19 protein-coding genes are annotated in these 21,030 nt (G+C 66.7%); 9 read left to right on the forward strand and 10 right to left on the reverse strand.

Features of this window, described 5'->3' with window-relative positions; translation table 11 throughout:
- Positions 1–38: 38 nt before the first annotated feature.
- Positions 39–1,838, forward strand: coding sequence for a feruloyl-CoA synthase (locus ACTJKQ_RS22915; RefSeq protein ID WP_440598187.1), 1,800 nt, complete (start codon positions 39–41; stop codon positions 1,836–1,838).
- Between the two features lie 121 nt (positions 1,839–1,959).
- Here ACTJKQ_RS22915 and ACTJKQ_RS22920 read toward each other — a convergent pair whose 3' ends face one another.
- The 4 genes from ACTJKQ_RS22920 to ACTJKQ_RS22935 all read right to left on the reverse strand — a co-directional run bounded on the left by ACTJKQ_RS22920 (position 1,960) and on the right by ACTJKQ_RS22935 (position 3,560).
- Positions 1,960–2,436, reverse strand: a complete 477-nt coding sequence (locus ACTJKQ_RS22920; RefSeq protein ID WP_440598188.1) for an HU family DNA-binding protein — start codon at positions 2,434–2,436, stop codon at positions 1,960–1,962.
- 207 nt (positions 2,437–2,643) lie between these two features.
- Positions 2,644–3,285, reverse strand: a complete 642-nt coding sequence (gene trhA / locus ACTJKQ_RS22925) for a PAQR family membrane homeostasis protein TrhA (RefSeq protein ID WP_440598189.1) — start codon at positions 3,283–3,285, stop codon at positions 2,644–2,646.
- Positions 3,286–3,295: 10 nt separating this feature from the next.
- The gene (locus ACTJKQ_RS22930) at positions 3,296–3,457 is read right to left on the reverse strand and encodes a hypothetical protein (RefSeq protein WP_167514362.1); all 162 of its coding nucleotides are present in this window, start codon (positions 3,455–3,457) and stop codon (positions 3,296–3,298) included.
- A complete protein-coding gene (locus ACTJKQ_RS22935; protein WP_255342784.1) occupies positions 3,429–3,560 on the reverse strand; it encodes a hypothetical protein in 132 nt (43 codons plus the stop codon). Before ACTJKQ_RS22935 ends, ACTJKQ_RS22930 begins: the two co-directional genes overlap by 29 nt.
- A gap of 188 nt (positions 3,561–3,748) precedes the next feature.
- On the opposite strand from ACTJKQ_RS22935, the gene ACTJKQ_RS22940 reads away from it, so the two are divergent.
- Together ACTJKQ_RS22940 and ACTJKQ_RS22945 are read left to right on the forward strand one after the other, a co-directional pair.
- Positions 3,749–4,753, forward strand: coding sequence for a M14 family zinc carboxypeptidase (locus tag ACTJKQ_RS22940; protein WP_440598190.1), 1,005 nt, complete (start codon positions 3,749–3,751; stop codon positions 4,751–4,753).
- A 1-nt stretch (position 4,754) separates the two neighbouring features.
- Positions 4,755–5,540, forward strand: coding sequence for an alpha/beta fold hydrolase (locus ACTJKQ_RS22945; protein WP_440598191.1), 786 nt, complete (start codon positions 4,755–4,757; stop codon positions 5,538–5,540).
- 6 nt (positions 5,541–5,546) lie between these two features.
- Here the strand turns inward: ACTJKQ_RS22945 and ACTJKQ_RS22950 are convergent, their stop codons facing one another.
- The 3 genes from ACTJKQ_RS22950 to ACTJKQ_RS22960 form a co-directional block, all read right to left on the reverse strand.
- Entirely contained in the window at positions 5,547–6,299 is a 753-nt protein-coding gene (locus ACTJKQ_RS22950; protein WP_440598192.1) for an SGNH/GDSL hydrolase family protein, read from the reverse strand.
- A 113-nt stretch (positions 6,300–6,412) separates the two neighbouring features.
- Positions 6,413–7,756, reverse strand: a complete 1,344-nt coding sequence (locus tag ACTJKQ_RS22955) for an SPOR domain-containing protein (RefSeq protein WP_440598193.1) — start codon at positions 7,754–7,756, stop codon at positions 6,413–6,415.
- A gap of 203 nt (positions 7,757–7,959) precedes the next feature.
- Positions 7,960–8,934, reverse strand: a complete 975-nt coding sequence (locus tag ACTJKQ_RS22960) for a YcjF family protein (RefSeq protein ID WP_440598194.1) — start codon at positions 8,932–8,934, stop codon at positions 7,960–7,962.
- A 263-nt stretch (positions 8,935–9,197) separates the two neighbouring features.
- Between ACTJKQ_RS22960 and ACTJKQ_RS22965 the strand changes: the two genes are divergently transcribed.
- Both ACTJKQ_RS22965 and ACTJKQ_RS22970 read left to right on the forward strand, forming a co-directional pair.
- Positions 9,198–10,364, forward strand: a complete 1,167-nt coding sequence (locus tag ACTJKQ_RS22965) for an acetyl-CoA acetyltransferase (protein ID WP_440598195.1) — start codon at positions 9,198–9,200, stop codon at positions 10,362–10,364.
- Positions 10,361–11,872 carry an AMP-binding protein gene (locus ACTJKQ_RS22970; RefSeq protein WP_440598196.1) on the forward strand — a complete coding sequence of 504 codons (1,512 nt, stop codon included), beginning with the start codon at positions 10,361–10,363 and terminating at the stop codon, positions 11,870–11,872. Before ACTJKQ_RS22965 ends, ACTJKQ_RS22970 begins: the two co-directional genes overlap by 4 nt.
- A 114-nt stretch (positions 11,873–11,986) precedes the next feature.
- Here ACTJKQ_RS22970 and prpR read toward each other — a convergent pair whose 3' ends face one another.
- Entirely contained in the window at positions 11,987–13,939 is a 1,953-nt protein-coding gene (gene prpR / locus ACTJKQ_RS22975) for a propionate catabolism operon regulatory protein PrpR (RefSeq protein ID WP_440598197.1), read from the reverse strand.
- A gap of 287 nt (positions 13,940–14,226) precedes the next feature.
- Between prpR and ACTJKQ_RS22980 the strand changes: the two genes are divergently transcribed.
- The 4 genes from ACTJKQ_RS22980 (at position 14,227) to ACTJKQ_RS22995 (ending at position 17,810) form a co-directional block, all read left to right on the forward strand.
- Positions 14,227–15,096 (forward strand): isocitrate lyase/PEP mutase family protein, encoded by an 870-nt coding sequence (locus ACTJKQ_RS22980; protein WP_440598198.1) that lies wholly within the window; start codon positions 14,227–14,229, stop codon positions 15,094–15,096.
- A gap of 78 nt (positions 15,097–15,174) precedes the next feature.
- A complete protein-coding gene (locus ACTJKQ_RS22985) occupies positions 15,175–16,218 on the forward strand; it encodes a Bug family tripartite tricarboxylate transporter substrate binding protein (RefSeq protein ID WP_440598199.1) in 1,044 nt (347 codons plus the stop codon).
- 43 nt (positions 16,219–16,261) lie between these two features.
- Positions 16,262–17,062: an SDR family oxidoreductase gene (locus tag ACTJKQ_RS22990; protein WP_440598200.1), complete on the forward strand. Its 801-nt coding sequence runs from the start codon at positions 16,262–16,264 to the stop codon at positions 17,060–17,062.
- Positions 17,063–17,162: 100 nt separating this feature from the next.
- Positions 17,163–17,810: a DsbA family oxidoreductase gene (locus ACTJKQ_RS22995; RefSeq protein ID WP_056066442.1), complete on the forward strand. Its 648-nt coding sequence runs from the start codon at positions 17,163–17,165 to the stop codon at positions 17,808–17,810.
- A 125-nt stretch (positions 17,811–17,935) separates the two neighbouring features.
- Here ACTJKQ_RS22995 and ACTJKQ_RS23000 read toward each other — a convergent pair whose 3' ends face one another.
- On the reverse strand, positions 17,936–18,433 hold the full coding sequence (locus ACTJKQ_RS23000; RefSeq protein WP_056066440.1) for a CreA family protein: 498 nt from the start codon (positions 18,431–18,433) through the stop codon (positions 17,936–17,938).
- On the reverse strand, positions 18,430–21,009 hold the full coding sequence (cphA, locus tag ACTJKQ_RS23005) for a cyanophycin synthetase (protein WP_099729296.1): 2,580 nt from the start codon (positions 21,007–21,009) through the stop codon (positions 18,430–18,432). Before cphA ends, ACTJKQ_RS23000 begins: the two co-directional genes overlap by 4 nt.
- Positions 21,010–21,030 lie beyond the last annotated feature (21 nt).

Genomic DNA, 21,030 nt, shown 5'->3' on the forward strand with positions numbered 1-21,030 from the left:
TCCCTGTTTTGAACCTCCATCGTTCCCGAGAACCCACCATGTACCCAGCCTTTCTTGATGACGAGCGCCAGATTGCCCCTGCGCGCGCTGTGCGCACCCAGTTTGACGATGGTTCTTTCACGCTGCGCTCTCCCATGGCGCTGCAACCCTACGCCCGCTGTGTGGGGGAATGGCTGGAACGCTGGGCGCGCGAGACGCCGGATGCGCTGGCGCTGGCCGAGCGCGGCGACGATGCAGAAGGCTGGCGCAGCCTGACCTATGCCCAGCTGCGCCGCCAGGTGGGCGCCGTGGCCCAGTCGCTGCTGGACCTGCGGTTACCAGTAGGGCGGCCCATTGCCATCCTGTCCGACAACGCGGTGGATCATGCGGTGCTCATGCTGGCGGCCATGCATGTGGGCATCACCCCCTGTTCGCTGTCGAGCGCGTATGCGCGCTCCCAGGACCACAGCCGCCTGCACAGCATGCTGTCGGTGCTGGAGCCCAGCCTGGTCTATGCGTCCGATGCCAGCGTCTATGCGGCAGCCCTGCACGGCTGGGACAGCGATGCCGTGCGGGTGTTCAGCCGCAACGCCTCCGCGTGTCCGGGTGCGCTGCCCTGGGAGCATCTGCTCGCTGGGCAGGAAACGCCCCAGGTGCAGCAGGCCATGCAGGCGCTGCTGCCCGATGACCATGCCAAATACCTGCTCACCTCCGGTTCCACCGGTCGGCCCAAGGTGGTCATCAACACCCACCGCATGCTCTGCGCCAACCAGCAGATGATGGCCCAGGCGTGGCGCTTTCTGGAGCACGAAAAGCCAGTGCTGGTGGACTGGTTGCCCTGGAGCCATACCTTTGGCGGCAACCACAACCTCAACATGGTGCTGTGCCACGGCGGCACGCTCTACATCGACGAGGGGCGGCCGGTGCCGGGGCTCATCGACAAGACGGTGCGCAACCTGCGCGAGGTGCAGCCCACCATGCTGTTCAACGTCCCTCGGGGCTTTGACATGCTGCTGCCGTTTCTGGAGGCCGACGACGGCCTGGCCGCTGACGTGCTGGCGCGCATGCGGCTGGCCTTCTATGCGGCGGCGGCGCTGGCTCCATCGACCTGGCAGCGCCTGCAGGCCGTTGCGCGGCGCGTGCGCCCCGCCCAGCCGCTGTGGCTCACGACATCGTGGGGATCCACAGAGACAGCGCCGGCCGTCACCACCGCGCACTGGCACCTTGAAGGCGCGGGCTGTATTGGTGCACCCTTGCCAGGGCTGGAGCTGAAGCTGGTGCCCAACGGTAGCAAGCTGGAGATGCGGGTTCGTGGCGTGTCGGTGTTTGCAGGCTACCGCAATGCGCCGCGCGAAACGGCGGCCGCGTTCGATCACGAGGGGTTCTACCGCATCGGCGATGCGGGCTATCTGGTGGACGCGGAGCAGCCAGACAAAGGCGTGGTCTTCAACGGACGCGTGGCGGAGGATTTCAAGCTGTCCAGCGGCAGCTGGGTGTCGGTGGGCACGTTGCGGGTGGAGCTGGTGTCGCAACTGGCGCCGCTGGTCCAGGACATCGTGCTCACCGGGCATGACCGCGATGAGGTGGGCATGCTGGTGTTTCCGTCTGCGGCCGGTGCGGCCGACGCTGAGCGGCTGGAGCAGGCACTGCAGGCCGTGATGCGCGCGCGCCGGGATGCGGGCGCTGGGTCTTCGCAATGCCCCACACGGGCCATGGTGATGGACATGGCGCCTGATGCAGACGCCGGGGAGATCACTGACAAGGGCTACATCAACCAGGGGGCGGTGCTGTCACGCCGCGCGGCGGCGGTGCAGGCGTTGTACGCCCACCCTGCAGCGCCATGGGTCATCAGGGCCTGATTGCGCGGGGCCCAGGGCGTGTAGGGGAGGCGTCGTCGTGCACCCTTGCGGGTTCCGCCAAAAGAAAAAGGGGCCTCGCGGCCCCCGGTGCTGAAGCAGGCGCCTTGCGGCGCTGGGTGCATCAGGCGGTTGCGTCCTTGAGCTTCTTCAGGGCGCGGGTCTTGATCTTGACCGAAGCAGGCTTGGCGGGGAACCAGCGCTCTTCACCCGTGAACGGGTCCTTGCCAAAACGCTTTTTCTTGGCAGGCACTTGCTGCAGGCCGATCTTGAGCACGCCAGGCAGCGTGAACTCGCCAGAGCCCTTCTTGTGCACCGAGCCCAGGATGGCGGCTTCCAGCGCAGCCAGCACGGCCTTGGCGGCCTTGGGCTCCACACCCGACTGTTCGGCCAGATGGGCGACCAGCGTGGTCTTGTTGAACGCAGCCTTGATGGGCTTCAGGGCGGCAGCAGCGGCCATGGGCTTGGCGGCGGGAGCGGCTGCTTTCTTGGCGGCTGGAGCCGCCTTTTTGGCTGCAGGTGCTGCCTTCTTGGCGGCGGGTGCTGCGGCCTTGACGGCCACCTTCTTTGCGGGAGCGGGAGTTTTCTTTGCAGTTGCCATGATGTTTTTTCGTTGATTGGAATGACGATGGGCCCTGCCTCTGCGGGCGAGGACCTGCGTGATTTTAGGTGCGATAACGCCAGACGCGATAGGGCCTGCGTGCCGCAGGTGTTTGCAGCCGTCGCATGGGTGCTGTGCCAACGGCTTGCGCAGGGCCCGCGAGGTCGTTGCACGAGCGCGCTTTGCGCCCCGTTGTTGTCTGCGTGGCTAAGCTGCCGCCTGCAGGCCCAGCACCGCGATCACGTGACAGCCCGTGCCTGCGATGACACAGCCATGCCACACGGCGTGGGCGTAGCGCACCACGGCGTCCATCACAAAAAACACCACACCGGCCGTGTACGCGGCCCCGCCGATGACCAGCCAGGCCGCACTCACGGCGGGCACATGGGCCATCAGGGGCAAGGCCGCCAGCAGCGCCACCCAGCCCATCGCCACATACAAGGCCGTGGACAGCCAGGGCGCAGTGCGCCTTGTGCGCAGCTGCAGCCAGCAGCCCGCCAGGGCCGCGAGCCAGACGAGGGCCAGGGCGGTGACATGGTGCGTGTGGCCCGGCGCACTCAACGCAAACGGGGTGAAGCTGCCCGCAATGAACAGGTGGATCGCCGCATGGTCCAGCCGCAGCGCCCATTCCTTGGCCCGCCCCGGCGGCAGCGCGTGGTACAGGGTGGACGCGCCATACAGCAGCGCCATGGTGGCCACAAACACCAGCACACCCCCTATGGCTGCGGGATGCGCGGCGGGCGCTGATTGCAGCAGTTGTGGCACGGCAAGGCAGGCGCCCACCAACGCAGCACCGTGCAGCGCACTGTTGGCCACCTCTTCGTGCAGGTCCTGCGGCCGGTCGCTCATGGCGATCTTGCTAGTGGTGGGCAGGCGTGTGCAGCCGCTCTCGCCACAGCTGCCAGCGCGCGCGCTGCAGGGCCAGAAACTCCACCACTCCCCAGGCCAGTGCACAGGCCAGCATCGCCCAGCCCATGGCCCAGCGGTAGGCCTCAGTCTTGCGCGATGGCGGGTACATCATCGTGGTCCCAGCCGGTGGTGCGGGGCAGGTCCAGGCTCAGCCACCCGCGTTCATCGAACAGCTCATCGAGCAGCCGCTGCAGTCCGAACAGTTTCCAGAGCATGTTGCGCCTCTTCCAAAGGGTGGTGACTGCAGGCAAGGTAGCGCCCTTGTGTGACGGTTTCGCGTCGGTTCGCGCAAACCCCACAGGTTGGCCGCAGCGCTGTTCGTGCTGGGCCCCGGGCGCTATCCTCACTGCCTGGCACGCGCTCTGGCGTGCTCCACACACCGACTTACCCCCACCCATTGAACATGCTGCCCGAGCTTGCGGCGCTGGAAAAAATCCTGGACCTGGGGGCGCCCCATCTGCAGGTGCAGGTCGTCCAGCAGGTGTCTGTGGCATCGGGCACGCAATTTCCCATCTATGCCATTGGGTTGGGCAACCCGGCGCTGGACGTGCCCGCCGTCGGATTCTTTGGCGGCGTGCATGGGCTGGAGCGCATTGGTGCCGAGGTGGTCATCGCCTACCTGCAAAACGTGGTCATGCGGCTGCAGTGGGACACTACCTTGCACCAGCAGCTGGAGCGTGTGCGCCTGGTCTTCATGCCCATCGTCAACCCCGGCGGCATGTGGTCTGCCACGCGCGCCAATCCGCGCGGGGTGGACCTGATGCGCAATGCGCCCGTCGACGCGGTGGACCCGGTGCCCTGGGGCATTGGCGGGCAGCGCGTGAGCGCGGGCCTGCCCTGGTACCGGGGCAGGCTGGGCGAGGCCATGGAGGCCGAGAGCCAGGCGCTGTGCGACGTGGTGGCGCAGCAGCTGCTGGCGCGGCCCTTCAGCATTGCGCTGGACTGCCACTCGGGCTTCGGGGTCAAGGACCGGCTGTGGTTCCCGTTTGCCCACACCCGCCGGCCCATTCCGCACCTGGCCGAGCTGCATGCGCTGCAAGACATCTTTCTGCAGGCGCACAGCAACCACCAGTACATCATCGAGCCGCAGAGCGCGCAGTACCTCGCCCACGGCGATCTGTGGGACCACCTTTACCTGCAGGCCTGCCGCGACGTGCCCGCACACACCTTCTTGCCGCTCACGCTGGAGATGGGCTCTTGGCTGTGGATCAAGAAGAACCCGCGCCAGCTGTTCTCGCGCAACGGCATCTTCAATCCGCTCATCAACCACCGCCAGCAGCGGGTGCTGCGGCGGCACCTGTCGTTGCTCGACTTTCTGTCGCGCGCGGCTTGCAGTCACGCGCGCTGGGTGCCCGCGCCCGGTCAGCGTGCGCAGCGCCGTGCCGATGCCCTGGCGGCGTGGTACTGAGATGCCAGTGCGCCCACCCCGCCAATGGATCTTGCTGCGCGGTCTGACGCGCGAGGCCGCGCACTGGGGCGCCTTTGGCGAGCGCTTTGCGCAAGCGGTGCCGGGCGACCAGGTGCTGGCGCTGGACCTGCCGGGCAATGGCGAGTTCCATGGCCTGGTGTCGCCCCTGTCGGTGCAGGGCATGGTGCAAGCCTGCCGTGCAGAGCTGGCGCAGCGTGCCGTGGCGCCGCCCTACCACCTGCTGGCCATGTCGCTGGGGGCGATGGTGGCCACCGAATGGGCGCGCGTGGCGCCCCACGAGGTGGCGGGCTGCGTGCTCATCAACACCAGCCTGCGCCTGTTCAGCCCGTTCTGGCACCGCCTGCAACTGCACAACGTCGCACCCCTGCTGCGGCTGGCGTGGCGGTGGCGATCTGCGGACGCTGCGGAGCAGCTGGTGTGGCAGATCACCAGCCGCAGCGCGCCATCCGCTGCCACCGGAGTGTTGGCGCAGTGGGCTGCTGTGCGCAGGCAACGGCCGGTGTCGGCCCACAATGCCCTGCGCCAGCTGGTGGCGGCCGCGCGGTACCGCGCGCCGGCAGCCGCACCCGTGGACCGTGTGCTGCTGCTGGGCAGCCTGAAAGACCACCTGGTGTCCCCCCAATGCTCGCAGGCCATTGCGCAGGCCTGGGGGCTGCCGCTGCGGTCGCATCCGTGGGCGGGGCACGACCTGCCGCTGGATGACCCGCAGTGGGTCATCGATGCCGTGCTGCAGTGGCTGTCCCGTAGCGAGTCAACGGACGGGTAACGGGGGCTACGGCGTGAGGCTGTTCAACGCACCCTGTGCCACCAGCTCGCGGTACCACTCCGCATAGCCCGCGCTGCTGGGGTGCAGGCCGTCGGCGGCGTTCAGCTCCTGGCTGCGGGTCACGAACGGGTCCTGGTCGCGCGGCTTGAGCAAGCGCACGTAGTGCACCTGCTGCGCGCTGGCTGCCTCCCGCACCAGCGCATGCAGTGCCTCGGACCGGCGCGACATGGCCCACGACAGGGGCGGCACAAAAAAGGGCGCGTGGCCCACATTGCCACAAGGCATCAGCACCACCTGCTGCCCCTTGCGGCGCGCGAGCGCCACGGTCTGCTGTACCTGGTCGCGCAGCGTCTCTTCAGACGTGAAGCGGATCACATCGTTGCCTCCTGCCAGCACCAGCACCAGGTCGTAGCCGCCGCCAGCGCGCTCCAGTTGCTGCACCACATCGCCAAATTTGGCGCCGTTGGCCGCCAGGTTGTCGATGCGCCATTGGGGATGGTCCTGGCCGATGCGCCCCGGCAGGCTGTCTGCTGCGGTGCTGGCACCAGTGCCCACGGCGGTGCTGTCTCCCACCACCAGCACACGCCGCGTCGGCTGCGGGGGCTGAGCGGTGTAGGGGCGTGCATCGCGGGCCAGGTCGGCGGCCGTCCATATGCGCCAAGGGGCACAGCCCGTCAGCAGCAGTGCGCCCGCAGCCACCGCGGCCAGGGTGGCCCACCGGCGGGTGGCGTTGTGGTGCGGGGAGGTCTTTCGCGTCATGGTGCATACGCCCAAAGTTGCTCTGGGCTCAGCGTACCTGCAGACTCGGCGACCCTGCGTCGGCGTCGGGCATTCGCATGCGTAGGACAGTGCTACGCCCCAGATCCAGGGGGCTACTGCTTGAAGACGACGGCGTCCAGCGCCATCGCCCGGATCGCCTCGGCCGCGGCATCGGCCTGGGCGCGGGTGGCGTAAGGCCCCACCCGCACGCGGATGCGGCGACCCTTGGAATTGTTCAGCTCCTGGCGAAACGCGGGCAGGCCTTCGTTGAGCAAGCGCGCCTGCGTCTTGCGGGCGTTGGCTTCTTCGGCGAACAGGCCCACGTTGATGTAGTAGCCCGGGGCAGTGCCCACCGTGGGCAGCGCGGTGTCGGCGGTGGAGGACGCTGCTGCCGCCGGTGTCTTGGGCTTGGTGGGGGCTGCTGCGCGGCTGGCGGCATCACGGCGTGCAGGGGCGGTAGCGGTGGCGCTGGCCGCAGGCGTCGGTGCGCGGGTAGATGCGGCTGGCGTGGCTGGCTTGGGTGTGGACGCTTTGGCGGCTGGGGGGGCGGCCGTGGCCGATGCGGACAGTGCTGGAGCTGGGGGCTCGGCCGATTTTTGAACGGCAGTGGCGGCAGGAGCGGGCGCGACAGCCAAAGGTGCCGACGCCACAGGTGCAGGCTTGGGGGCTGCTGCTGCAGCAGGAGCCTGGGGCGCGGGTGTGGTCGCTGGCGGTGGCGCTGGCGGTGGTTCTGTTGCCACTTCAGGGGCCGGCGTTGGCGGTGTGGTGATCCCTTCGGCCTCCGGCACCGGCAAGGTACCCACAGGCTTGGTGGCAGATGCCGCCTGGGCCGCTGCCGTGGCCTGCGCCACCGTGACGGCGGGTTCCAGCGCCAGGGGCTTCACGTCCGACGGCGACAGCGCCAGGTAGGCGATCAGTGCGGCCAGGCCCAGCACCACGTTTGCGAGCACCAGCACCTGCAGCCGCTTGCGCGAGCTGGCCTGCTTTTCGAGCAGCGCACAGGCTTCCGGCACGGTGCGCGACGCGGCCAGCGCGCGAGCAATGCGCTTGCGGATGTCGGCGTACAGGATGGCGTTGCCGTACAGCCCCGGCACGGCAAAGGCCAGCACCGCAAAGGCGCCCAGCACCCCGAGTTCGATGCCCACGGGCCAGTGCAAAAACGAACGGCCCACGCCAAACACGATCAGTGCCAGCCCCTCGGCTGCCGCCACATAGACCAGCGCGGCGCCCCACAGCTGGCGAAACAGCATCCAGTTCAGGGTGCACAGGCAGGCGGCCCAGTTCCAGGTGGTGGTCGTGCGGCCCGTGTCGTCAAAGCGCTCGAACACCTTCAGGTAATAGTCCGTGTTCACGGGCCCCAGGGCCAGCCGCGACATGGCCGCCATGGCATTGTCGGACGGCGAATCGAGCGACATGGCCGGGATGATGGAGGCGACAGGATCCGTGTGGTCGAGCATGGTCGGATTCTGTCATGCACCGGGCGGTGTGTTGCCTGCCGAATCGCAAGGTGCTGCGCGGCGGCAACGGGTGCGCGCAGCGTGGTGGCGCGCGGCGGGGCGTCTGAGCAGGCCACTACGTGCCTGTGGGACGGTTTTTGAGTCAAATCGGCTGCAAGCGCTAGTCGAATATGTGCAAGCAGCTACTAATTTGATAGCATTCGCTATTTGCCCCGTACCAGGGCCATGATCTGGCCCGCGTCCAGCGTCGCAGCCTTCTGCTGAATTTGTGGCAAGTACTGCGTTTGCAGCTGCTTGGCGGGCGTGAGCAGGCCCTGAAAGGTCTCGCGCAGCATGGCCGTGCTCATGACCCGGCCACCGGCGTAATAGCGCTTGGCCACCTGCCCCAGCGCGTAGGTGGTGGCAAACGAAAACGCCATGCCTGTGGCAGCGCCGCCCAGCCCGCCGATGGTGCGGCCCGCCACCTTGCCCAACAGGCCGCCCAGCAGCTTGCGACTAAATTGCTCCAGGTACTGCGACGTCATGCCCACGCCGGCAGCGGCGATGAACTCCTTGATGTGGCCCTGGTCCAGCTCCACCCCGTGCGCCTTGCCAATGCCGTAGACCATCTTCACCTGCAGCGGGATGATGGCCATCGACGCCCATGACTGCGGCAGCAGCTCCAGCGCGCCATTGAGCAGCGCATAGTTCAGGATGGATTTGTCCAGCTCTGCGTCCGAGGCACCTGCACCGACTGCTGCGGCCAGAGGCGCTGCCGCAGCAGTGGCCACCGGCACCGCCATCGGCACGGCCTTTTCGGCCACGTCCACCAGCGCATCGGCTTGCTGGTCAAACGCTGCCGTCTGCGGGTCGCCCAGCTGCAGGGCCGCCTTGAGGCGGGTCAGAAACTCGCGCTCCGCCGCGGTCTGGCGGCCGTCCACATCGCACACGCAGACAGCCATCTCGTAGGCCAGCTGGCGGTGCATGGGCTCACTCAAACCCTGCACGGCGGCCTGCACGCTGGTGCGCTGCAGCAGCACGTCCTGGTAGATGCGCGGCAGGTCGGCCACGCCCCCGTCGCCCGCGAGCGACTCGGCAATGCGGCGTATCTCTTCGCGTTCGGCATCGTCCTTGTTGCCATCGGCAAACGCTGCCAGAAGGGCGATGGTAAGGATGGATTTTTGCTGGTCCAGGGTCATGGTCGTCGTGCAGAAAAAAGGGGTGGGAGGGGGTGCACACTGCTTGCAGTGTGTTGTGCGGTGGCTTGTGAACAGGTTCTTAGGTGCAGTCTAGGCAATGCGGTTTCAACGCCATAGCGTGTGGGGGATTGATGGCGCTGGCTGCGCGGGGCGCCAGGGCTTCGGGTTTTCCCTTGGGTAGTTCGGCGACTGTGCGGAGGGCCGTCGCTTGCCTACAGTGCTTGCCATCGCGCCGTCGTGGCGTGCATCAACGGAGGATGGACATGGGTGCAGCGATTGTGGGTTGGGCGCATTTGCCGTTTGGACGGCTGGACGGCATGGGCCTGGAAGACCTCATCACCCGCGCGGGCCGCGAGGCCCTGCAGCACGCGGGCATCGACGGCACAGCGGTGGATGGCGTGTGGCTGGGCAACCTTAACGGCGGCTTCACGCCCGATGTGTTTGCCTCGTCGCTGGCCCTGCAATGCGACGAGGCCCTGCGGTGGAAGCCCGCCACACGGCTGGAGAACGCCTGCGCGTCGGGCTCGGCGGCCCTCTATGCCGCGTGTGACGCGATCGAAGCCGGCCGCGCCCGGGTTGCCCTTGTCATCGGCGCCGAAAAGATGACCTCTGTCTCCGGCGCCGAGACCACGCGCATCCTGGGTGACTGCGGCTACTCCGGCGAGGCGGGCCACCCGCCCGGCGGCTTCCCGGGCATTTTTGCCTCCATCGCGCAGGATTACTTTGCCGCGCATGGCGACCACTCGTCCACCCTGGCACGCATCGCCGCCAAGAACCACGCCAACGGCGCGCTCAACCCCTGGGCCCACATGCGCAAGGACCTGGGCTTTGAGTTCTGCAACACCGTGTCCGACCGCAACCCGATGATTGCCGCGCCCCTGCGCAAGACGGACTGCTCGCTGGTGTCTGACGGCGCCGCAGCGCTCATCCTGGCGGCCGATGATGCGGTGGCCGACTTCCCCCGCGCCGTGCGCCTGCGGGCGCGGGTGCAGGTGAACGACTACCTGCCCATGGCGCGCCGCCGTGTGGTGGACTTTGAAGGCCCCCGGCGTGCCTGGCAGCAGGCGCTGCAGCAGGCCGGGTGCGCGGTGCACGACCTGTCGCTGGCCGAGGTGCACGACTGCTTCACCATTGCCGAGCTGCTCACGTACGAGGCCATGGGCCTGGCGCCCGCAGGCCAGGGCCACCGCCTGCTGGAAGACGGCACCGTGCTGCGCAGCGGCCGCCTGCCCGTCAACGCCTCGGGCGGGCTCAAGGCCAAGGGCCACCCGATCGGCGCCACGGGCGTGTCGATGCATGTGGTGTCGGCCATGCAGCTCTTGGGCGAGGCGGGCGACCTGCAGGTGCCGGGTGCCACCCTGGCGGGCGTGTTCAACATGGGCGGCTCGGCCGTGGCCAACTACGTGTGCATTCTGGAGCGCGTCCGATGAACATCGCCCACCTGCTGCGCCGCAGCGCCTTGCTGTACGCCCACCAGCCCGCGCTGCTGCGTGGCGACCAGGTGCTGTGGAGCTACGGCACGCTGGCTGCCCGCACCGCCGCGCTGGCCGCCCATCTGCGCACACGCTGTGGAGTGGCCCCGGGCGACCGCGTGGCCATCTACGCCGCCAATGCGCCCGAATACCTGGAAGCCCTGCACGCCATCCTGTGGGCAGGGGCCGTGTCGGTGCCGGTCAACTACAAGCTGCATGCCAAAGAACTCGCCTACGTGCTGACCGACTCTGGCGCGCGCGTGGTGCTGACCTCTGAAGCGCTGGCACCCGCCGTGCGTGAGGCAGGGGCGCCGCAGGACGCGGTGCTGGTCTTTGGCTCCGACGCATACCGCGCCGCAGTCGCCCACACGCCCATGGACGTGTGCGACCGCGCGCCGCATGACGTGGCCTCGCTGTTCTACACCTCGGGCACCACCGGCCGACCCAAGGGTGTGATGCAGACCCACCGCAACCTGCTGGCCATGACGGCCTGCTACTTCACCGATGTGGACGACATCCTGCCCGGCGACGCCATGGTCTACGCCGCACCCATGTCGCACGGGGCGGGGCTTTACAACTACGCCCAGGTGCTGCGCGGCGAGCGGCATGTGGTGCCGCTGTCGGGCGGGTTCGAGCCGGCCGAACTGGTGCAGCTCGCGGCCAGCGTGGGCCAGCTCACGCTGTTTGCAGCACCCACCATGGTGCACCGCCTGGTGGACCATGTGCGTGCCATGGGTGCCGACGTCTCAGGCTTCAAGACCATCGTCTACGGCGGCGGCCCCATGTACGCCGACGACCTGCGCAACGCCCTGGCCGTGATGGGCAACCGCTTTGCACAGATCTACGGCCAGGGCGAAAGCCCCATGACCATCACCGCCCTGTCGCGCGCCCAGCTGGCCGACCGCGACCACCCGCGCTGGGCCGAGCGCATGGTGTCGGTGGGCGTGGCGCAGTCGCTGGTGGAAGTGCGTGTGGTCGATGCCATGGGTCAGCCCTTGCCCACCGGCGAGACCGGCGAGGTGGTGGTGCGCGGCGACACCGTGATGCCCGGCTACTGGAACAACCCCAACGCCACAGCGCAGACCCTGCGCGACGGCTGGCTTTACACCGGCGATATGGGCGCGCTGGATGCCGATGGCTTTCTCACGCTCAAGGACCGGTCCAAAGACGTGATCATCTCCGGCGGCAGCAACATCTACCCGCGCGAAGTGGAAGAGGTGCTGCTGCTCCACCCCCAGGTGCGCGAGGTCGCCGTGGTCGGCCAGCGCGATACGGAATGGGGCGAGGTGGTGGTGGCCTTCCTGGTTGCAGGGGAGGGCGGTGCGGTGGCCGATGCCGTGCTGGATGCGCTGTGCCTGGAGCACATTGCGCGGTTCAAGCGGCCCAAGGAATACCGGTGGGTGGAGGCGTTGCCGAAGAATGCCTATGGGAAGGTGTTGAAGACGGAGTTGCGTGCCAAGAGCTAGTGCTGCGGCGGTGCGGCACGATGGGCAGTAGCGCGTCGAGATAGCCCGCTAACACGGCTGGCCTTCGTCGGCGGGTTGTTTGTGGATAGGTGCCTGCGCAAGTTCGTACGCTTTTCAAACCGGCTTTCGACACCATCGCCAGAACGTTGACCTGCTGATCCCCAGCTCTGCAGCGGCTGCGCCGGTGCGTCCTTCATGGCGCTCCAGCGCTGCCAGGGCCCGTGTGTGCCGGTCAGGTTTTTCTGGCGGGTGCTCTGTGGCGTTTGGGGCACCGGGGGCTTGTTCGATGTCTGGCATCGCCGCAAACAGTTCTGGGCATTCGTCTCGCAGCCCGCTCCACTCCACGCTGTCGCTGCGGCGGTACTGAGACAGCCATACGGCGATGCGGTCGCACAGGTTTTCCAGCTCGCGCACGTTGCCGGGCCAGGGATGCTGTTCCATGGCACCTCCCCATTGGGCCAACACCTCAGCGGCTGTGATGCCGGTTACGCCGACCCGGCTCAGACTGTGGGCCAGCAAACGCGCAGCCAAGACTTGGACGTCGCCTTTGCGATCCCGCAGCGGAGGCAATGCCAAAGTGAGGGTGTTGAGGCGGTAGTACAGGTCCTGGCGGAATTGGCGCGCATTCACCATCTGCAGCAGTGGCTGGTGGGTTGCCGCTATCACACGCACATCGACCGGGATGGACGTGACAGACCCCAAGCGGGTGATGCGCCGCTCCTGCAAGGCGCGCAGCAAGCGGGTTTGCAGCGTGAGTGGCATGTCGCCGATTTCGTCCAGAAACAGGGTTCCCGTGTGGGCTGCTTCAAACAGCCCGCGCTTGCCGCCGCGGCGCGCACCGGTGAAAGCGCCTTCCTCGTGGCCGAACAGCTCGCTTTCGAGCAGCGTTTCCGGGAACGCTGCGCAGTTGATGGCGACAAACGGGCGACGCGCCCTTTGGCTTGCGTTGTGCATGGCCTGTGCAAAGAGTTCTTTGCCGGTGCCGCTCTCGCCGGTGATCAGGACACTGAAGTCGGTGGCGGCATACAGGCGGGCTCTGGCGATGGCTTGCAAAAACGCGGGGGCTTGCCCCGCCAAGCTTTCAAAGCGGTGGCGCGCAGCGTGGTCACTGCGGCGGTGCTGAATGCGCAGGCTGTTATCGGCTTCGTGGATGGTGCGTGCGTCGTACAAGGTCAGCGCCGCACCCGTGGTGTGGCCGCCCTCGTAAATGGGCGTGCGATTGGCAATCCAGTCGCGGCCTTGCAGGCGCAGCACTGCGCCATGTTCGGGCTGGCCGCCCTCCAGCGTCTCGCGCAGCGACAGATCGGTGGTGACGGACGCGAGGGGTTCACCCAGGCGCGGCGCACGCACCAGGCCCAAAATGCGTTGCATCGCCGGGTTGATGGCGATGATCTGTTCGGACTGATTCACCGCCAGGACTGCCTCTTGCAGCGTGTGCAGCACCGTGTTGAGCTGTTCGTATCGCCCGGCCTCCAGCTGCGCCACCCGCGCCAGCTCCAGGGCGTCTTCAAAGCCTTGGCGGATGCTGGCATGCGAATACGCCAGCAATCCAACGAGGCCTGCGTTTTCTGCCAGTTCCACCACCAGGCTGGAACCCACGACCACGCGGATTCCATCGCCATGCAGCTGGCGGATGCACGCGCGGGCCGAGTCAGGCGTCTGGTAGGCGTACTGGTGGATGTCGATGTTCAGCAGGCCCTTGACGGATTCCAGCTCCGGTAGCGTGTGGCCGTACATCACGATGCCCACGCGGTCGGCCGTTGCCCTCGCCTTGATGAGCGCCTGCAGGATGTCAAAGCCACTCAACTGGATGGTGGCTACCGGGGCACTGATCCCGCTGCGCAGCAGGCTGGCGTTGGACCCGGCGCTCACAAAGACATCGACCAGCCCACTGTCCAGGCGCTGGCGGGCCAGCTCAAGCGCCACCTCAAAGCTGCCGTCGATCACCTCGATATCCGCTCTGTCCCGGTATTCCGCCACGATGGGCATGGCCATCAGCCGGATCTGGCGATAGCTCATGAAACAAAGGCGAGGGCGGCTGGCAAGTGGTGTGACCGGGGTTGGCATAGAGCGGAGGGGCGTGTGGACGATGCACTGGCTGTGCAAGCATTTCAACGAAAGGCTGTTGCGTTTCATTGACCTGCAAGTGAAACATAAATATGAAACATTGGAACGACCAATGGAACATGCACGCCGCTGCTGAGCCACATTGATGTGAGAAATTTCAATCAAATCAGCGGCTTACGGCGGAGTAGCGGGTTGGCACGTACTGTGCAGTAACGGACCCATACACCCCGGTTTGCAACATCACTCCCTTTGCCATGTCTGAATCTGCTTCTTTTTCCAAGACCTCCATGCCTACTCCCACCTCTTTGCGCCAGCGCCTGACCCAGCCCGGGCTGGTGATCGCCCCCGGGGTGTACGACATGGTCTCGCTGCGGCTGGCCGACACCTTCGGCTTTGATGCCTTGTACATGACGGGCTTTGGCACCGTGGCCTCGCACCTGGGCTTGCCAGATGCGGGGCTGGCCACGTATTCGGACATGGTGGGGCGGGTGAAGGCCATGGCAGGCATGGCCCGCTCCCCGCTGATTGCGGACGGCGATACGGGCTATGGCGGTTTGCTCAACGTGCGCCACACGGTGCAGGGCTACGAGGCTGCTGGCGCGCAAGCCATCCAGCTGGAGGATCAGGAATACCCCAAAAAATGTGGCCACACCCCTGGCCGCCGGGTGATCCCCATGGAAGACATGGTGCGCAAGATTCGCGTCGCTGTCGACAGCCGCAGTTCGTCCGATTTCCTGGTGATTGCGCGCACGGACGCCCGTACCAGCCTTGGTCTCGATGAGGCCCTGCGCCGGGCAGAGGCTTACGCCCGTGCTGGAGCGGACATCCTTTTTGTCGAGTCGCCCGAGAGCGAGGAAGAGATGCGAAGGATCGGCCATACCGTGGATAAGCCCCTGCTGGCCAACATGGTGGAGGGCGGACGGACGCCCGTGCTGTCGCACAGCGAGCTGGAGTCCATTGGCTACAAGCTCGCCATCTTTCCGGTGACTGCCTTGCTGGCCGCCACCCAGGCCATGAAGACGGTGTATGCGCAGTTTCAGCGCACGGGCTCGTCGGTGAACAGCGACGCTGGCTTGATGCCCTTCGCGGAGTTGACGCAGCTCATGGGTTTCGAGGACGTCTGGGCATTTGAGCGCCAGTACGCCGAGACACCCTGACTTGCGAGGCGCGTGGCTGCTGGAGCCTTTCGCCCCCTCGACATGACGACGTCAAAACACAACACGAAGGAGACAAACATGAAACCTCATCCATCTCTCATCCCCTACGGCAACGTGCCGCCTGCGCCCGGCTTGCAATGTCGGCGCAAGCTGCTCGCCCTGTCAGCCCTGGTGTGCCTGGGCGCGGCGGCGGGGATGCCCGCGGCCACGTACGCTCAGGACGTCTGGCCCAGCAAACCCCTCCGGCTGATTGTTCCGTTCACCCCTGGGGGCGTCACCGACACCAGCGGGCGTCTGATTGCCGAAAGTCTTGGCAAGCGCCTCGGCCAGCAAATCGTGGTGGACAACAAGCCGGGAGCCTCCGGAAACATTGGCACGGCGCTGGTCAAGTCTGCGCCAGCAGATGGCTACACCTTGGTGCTGGGTTTTGACGGCACCATGGTGATCAATCCACATGTGTTTTCGAAACTGCCTTTTGATACGGCCAAAGACTTTGCGCCAGTCGGCAAGATTGGCGATGCCACCCTGGTGCTCGTGGCGAACCCTGGCGTGCCGGTGAAGGGCCTGGCCGATGTGATTGCCTTGTCGAAGACCCAACAAGGAGGTCTCTCGTTTGGAACCTCGGGGACGGGTGGTACACCCCACATTGCCGGTGAATTGCTCAAAATCCGGACGGGCGCCAACCTGACCCATGTGCCCTACAAGGGCGGTGGCCAAGCCATGACCGACGTGCTGGGGGGAACGATTCCACTGGTGTACACGGCGGTGGCGGGCGCTCACGGACACATCAAGTCCGGCAAGCTCAAAGCCATTGCGGTGTCGAGCGCGCAGCGTACCAGCGCCTTGCCCGATGTGCCCACGTTTGTCGAGAGCGGTGTACCCGACTTTGTTGTCAACTCGTGGGTGGGGCTGCTGGCACCGGTGGGTACGCCTGCGGCGGTGATCACGCGCCTGAACACAGAACTGAACGCGGTGCTGAACGATGCCGCCGTGCGTGAGAAATTGCGTGTAATGGGCATCGAGCCCACACCCGGAACTGCCGAGCAATACCGCGACGAAATCAAGCGGGACCTGGATCGGTATGGTGCCGTGGTGAAGGCGGCTGGCATTTCGATCGAATGACGCGGCGTGGTCCGGTCAACTTCACCTTTCTCAGAGCAAGTCAATGGATCTGAATCTCAAGGACAAGCATGTCCTCATCACGGGGGGCAGCAAAGGCATTGGTTATGCCTGCGCGGCGGCGTTTCTGGCCGAAGGGGCGCACGTCAGCCTGGTATCGCGCAGCACCGAACACCTGGAGGCCGCACGTGGTCGGTTATTGGTGGATGTCAATGGCAGCGCTGGGCGCATCAGCGTCCATGTCGCTGACCTGCAGCAGCCCGAGTCGGCGGCGAAAGCGCTGTCGGCTGCTGAAGCCGCCTTTGGGGACGTCGATGTGCTGGTCAACTCTGCAGGGGCTGCCCGGCGCACACCGCCCGAGGATTTGAGCGCGCAGGCCTGGCACGACGCGATGAACGCCAAGTTCTTCACGTACGTCCACATGGTGGATCTGGTGGTCAAGAAGATGGGCGCACGGGGCCAGGGAGCCATCGTCAATGTGGTGGGCGCCGGAGGAAAGGTCGCCAGCCCCATCCATATGCCTGGCGGGGCGGCCAATGCGGCGCTGATGCTCATGAGCGCGGGCATGGCTGCCGCCTACGGGCCGAAGGGTGTACGCGTGAATGCCGTCAACCCGGGCGCCACCCACACCGAGCGGTTGCAGGCAGGGATGATCGCCACGGCACGCATGCACAACATCTCGGAGCAGGAAGCGCTCGCACAGGCGACGAGCAAGGTGCCGTTGGGTCGCCTGGCGCAGCCGGAGGAGGTCGCCAACGTGGTGCTGTTTCTGGCGTCCGAGCGTGCAAGCTACGTCACGGGCGTGGTTCTGACGATGGACGGCGGAGCAACGCCCATGGTGGTGTGATACCCGAAGCAGGCGCTGGTTGGTGCACCATTAAGCCTGCGGCCTCCGCGGTTTTGCAGCCCGTCCTACCATCCTGGCTTGCCATCCACAGACTTGACCCATGACCACCACCCTCAAGATCGATTTCGTCTCCGATGTCTCCTGCCCCTGGTGCATCATCGGCCTCAAGGCGCTGGAGCAGGCGGCGGACCGGCTGCAGGGCGAGGTCGCGTTGGACCTGCACTTTCAGCCGTTCGAGCTGAACCCGCAGATGGGTCCTGCGGGCCAGGACATTGGCGAGCACCTGCAAGAAAAATACGGCGCCACGCCCGAGCAGAGCCAGAAGAACCGCGAGGCCATCGCGGCGCGCGGCGCGGCGCTGGGGTTTACCTTCAGCATGGACAAGCGCAGCCGCATCTACAACACCTTTGATGCGCACCGGCTGCTGCACTGGGCCGAAGAGAAGGGCGTGCAGCCCGCGCTGAAGAAGGCGCTGTTCACGGCGTATTTCACCGACGGGCAGGACCCGAGCAACCACGAGGTGCTGGTGCGCGTGGCGGGGGAGGTAGGGCTTGATGTGGCCGAGGCGCGTGCGCTGCTCGCCTCAGACCGCTACGCCGACGAGGTGCGCGAGCGCGAGCAGTTCTATCTGCAAAACGGCATCCATTCGGTGCCCGCGATCATCGTCAACGAGCGCCACCTGATCCAGGGTGGGCAGCCGGTGGAGGTGTTTGAGCAGGCGCTGCGGCAGATTGCCGCTCAGGGCTAGATGCTATTTATTTGATAGCTGCTCAGGTATATTGCACTAGCGCTACTGGCATCTACGATCAAAAAAGGGGCCTGGAGCCCCTTTTTTTAATGTCTGAGCGATGCCCCGGCCACACCGGGCTACCGTCACTTGCGCAGCGGGATGGCGGTGGCGCGGTCCACGGGAACGGCGGTCACGCTGTTCTGGGGGGAGCCGTCGATGAGCTTTTCAGAGTAGGTCAGGTACACCAGCGTGTTGCGGGCCGGGTCCACCATGCGCACGATGCGCAGGCGCTTGAACAGGATGGACATGCGTTCGCTGAACACTTCCTCCTGTTTCTTCAGTGGCTCGGGAATGCTGATGGGGCCGACCTGGCGGCAGGCAATGGAGGCCTCGGCGCGGTCTTCGGCCAGGCCCAGCGTGCCCTTGACACCACCGATGCGTGCCCGCGAGACGTAGCAGGTGACGCCCCGTACGCCCGGGTCGTCATAGGCCTCGACGATGATGTCGTGGTCGCGGCCGATCCACTGGAACGCGGTGTCCACGGTGCCGATCTTTTCGCCCGATGCGGCCTGCACTGTGCCGCCCGCGAGGGCGGCAAGCGCCACAACGGCGGCAGTTGCCAACGTGCGCGCAGCGGTCATGCCGCGGTCTCGCCTTCGGTGCAGCGCTGGGCCAGGTGGGCCAGCGCTTCTTCGACCTGGTCCACCAGCACCAGGCACAGGTCGCCGGGTTGCAGGCGTTCCAGGGCGGTGTCAATGGCGATGAACTCGCCACGGATCTCTTCCACATGCGTGGTGCGCGGCGCGCCAGCCAGGCCTTCGCGCAGCAGGGCCATCACTTCGCCGTCGGCGCGGCCGCGCTGGGCAGCGTCCTGGTACAGGATCACGTCGTCAAACGCGGCGCCCAGGATCACGGTCTGCTCGCGGATGTCTTCGTCGCGCCGGTCGCCCGCACCGCTGATGACCACGCTGCGGCGCTTGCCGGGCAGGGCGTCCACGGCCTGCACCAGGGCGCGCATGGCGTCGGGGTTGTGGCCGTAGTCGGCGATCACCGTCGCACCCCGGTAGTCCATGATGTTGAAGCGGCCGGGGGCGTTGTCGCTGTCGTTCACAAAGCCCGACAGGCCGCGGCGGATGGTCTGCCAGGGCATGCCCACGCCCCAGGCGGCAGCCACGGAGGCCATGACGTTCTCGACCTGGAAGCCGATCTTGCCGTTGCGCGTGATGGGCACGTCGCGCAGGTGGATGGTTTCGCGCCACGAGCCTTCGGAGGCGACGATGGAGTCACCATCCACGTAGACGGTGCGGTGGCCCTGGGCGCGGTGCGTGACCATCACGGGGTGGTGGCGGTCGCTCGCAAAGTAGATCACCTTGCCGGGGCAGGCCGAAGCCATGGCCGCCACGATGGGGTCAGCGGCGTTGAGCACCGCGTAGCCCGTGGGGGCCACGTTCTGCACGATCACGCGCTTGAGCACGGCCAGGTCTTCCACCGTGGTGATGTAGTTCAGGCCCAGGTGGTCGCCCGCGCCGATGTTGGTGACCACGGCCACCTGGCAGCGGTCAAAGCCCAGGCCTTCGCGCAAGATGCCGCCACGGGCGGTCTCGAACACGGCGGCGTCCACCTCGGGGTGCAGCAGCACGTTGCGGGCGCTCTTGGGGCCGCTGCAGTCGCCGCTGTCAATCTGGCGGCCGTTCACGTACACGCCGTCGGTGTTGGTCATGCCCACGCGCAGGCCCTGGGCCGTGAACAGGTGCGCAATCAGGCGGGCGGTGGTGGTCTTGCCGTTGGTGCCGGTCACGGCCACGGTAGGGATGCGGCCGTCGTCGCCATGGGCAAACAGTTTGTCCACCATGGCCTGGCCCACGTTGCGGGGCTTGCCGTAGCTGGGGGCCAGATGCATGCGCAGGCCGGGGGCGGCGTTCACTTCCACAAAGCCGCCGCCTTGTTCTTCAAGGGGGCGCAGCACGGTCTCGGCCACCATGTCCACACCGCAGATGTGCAGGCCCACCATCTGGGCGGCGGCCACGGCGCGGGCCGCAACCTCGGGGTGCACGTCGTCAGTCACATCGGTGGCGGTGCCGCCGGTGGACAGGTTGGCGTTGTTGCGCAAGATGACGCGCTGGCCTTTCTCGGGCACCGAGTCGGGTGTCAGGCCCTGCATGGCCAGGCGGGCCACGGCGATGTCATCGAGGCGGATCTTGGTCAGCGAGGTGGCGTGGCCTTCGCCACGGCGGGGGTCCTGGTTGACCACGTCCACCAGCTGGCGCACGGTATGCTCGCCATCGCCCAGCACCTGAGGCGGCTCGCGGCGGGCGGCGGCCACCAGTTGGTCGCCCACCACCAGCAGGCGGAAGTCGTGGCCGGGCAAGAAGCGCTCGACCATCACGGTGCCGTAGTCGGCCGCGTTCTTGTAGGCTTCTTCAAGCTGTGCGCGGTCGGTGATGTTGACGGTGACGCCCTTGCCCTGGTTGCCGTCTTGCGGCTTGACCACTACGGGCAGGCCGACCTTGAGGGCGACCTCCCAGGCTTCGTCCACAGTCTCCACCGGCTTGCCCAGCGGCACGGGCACGCCAGCGGCGTGCAGCAGGCGCTTGGTCAGGTCCTTGTCCTGGCCGATGGATTCGGCCACGGCGCTGGTCGAATCGACCTCGGCTGCCTGAATACGGCGCTGCTTGGAACCCCAGCCAAACTGCACCAGGCTGCCGCGCGTGAGGCGGCGGTAGGGGATGCCCCGGGCTACGGCGGCCTCGACGATGGAGCCCGTGCTGGGGCCCAGGCGCTCGTCTTCGTCCAGCTCGCGCAGGTCGGCGACGGCCTTTTCGGCATCGAAGCTGCCGTTGCCCAGCGCGGCCTGGATGAGTTGCTGCGCGTCTTCAAACGCCTTGCGGCCCACGGCTTCTTCGCTGTATTCGACAACCACTTGGTACACGCCGACATCACTGGTGGCCGTGGTGCGCGCAAAGGTCACGGGGCAGCCGGCCTGCGCCTGCAGCGCCAGTGCTGCGGTCTGCAGCACGTGGGCCAGCGACACATCGCCGCCACCGGTTTCCGGGTGCAGTGCGCCGATGGCGGGGAACAGGGCCCGCAGGCGGGCTTCGAATCCGGCCATCTGGCCCACGGCGCGCTCGTTCTCGGCGCAGGTCACCACGGCCTCGATGGCCATGTGGCGGCTCCAGAGGTTGGGGCCGCGCAGGGCCCGGGTGCGGGTTACATCCATGGAAGTCTCTTTCAGTGGTCC

Source organism: Acidovorax sp. 22279 (genome assembly GCF_052045435.1).
Lineage (GTDB): Bacteria > Pseudomonadota > Gammaproteobacteria > Burkholderiales > Burkholderiaceae_C > Acidovorax > Acidovorax delafieldii.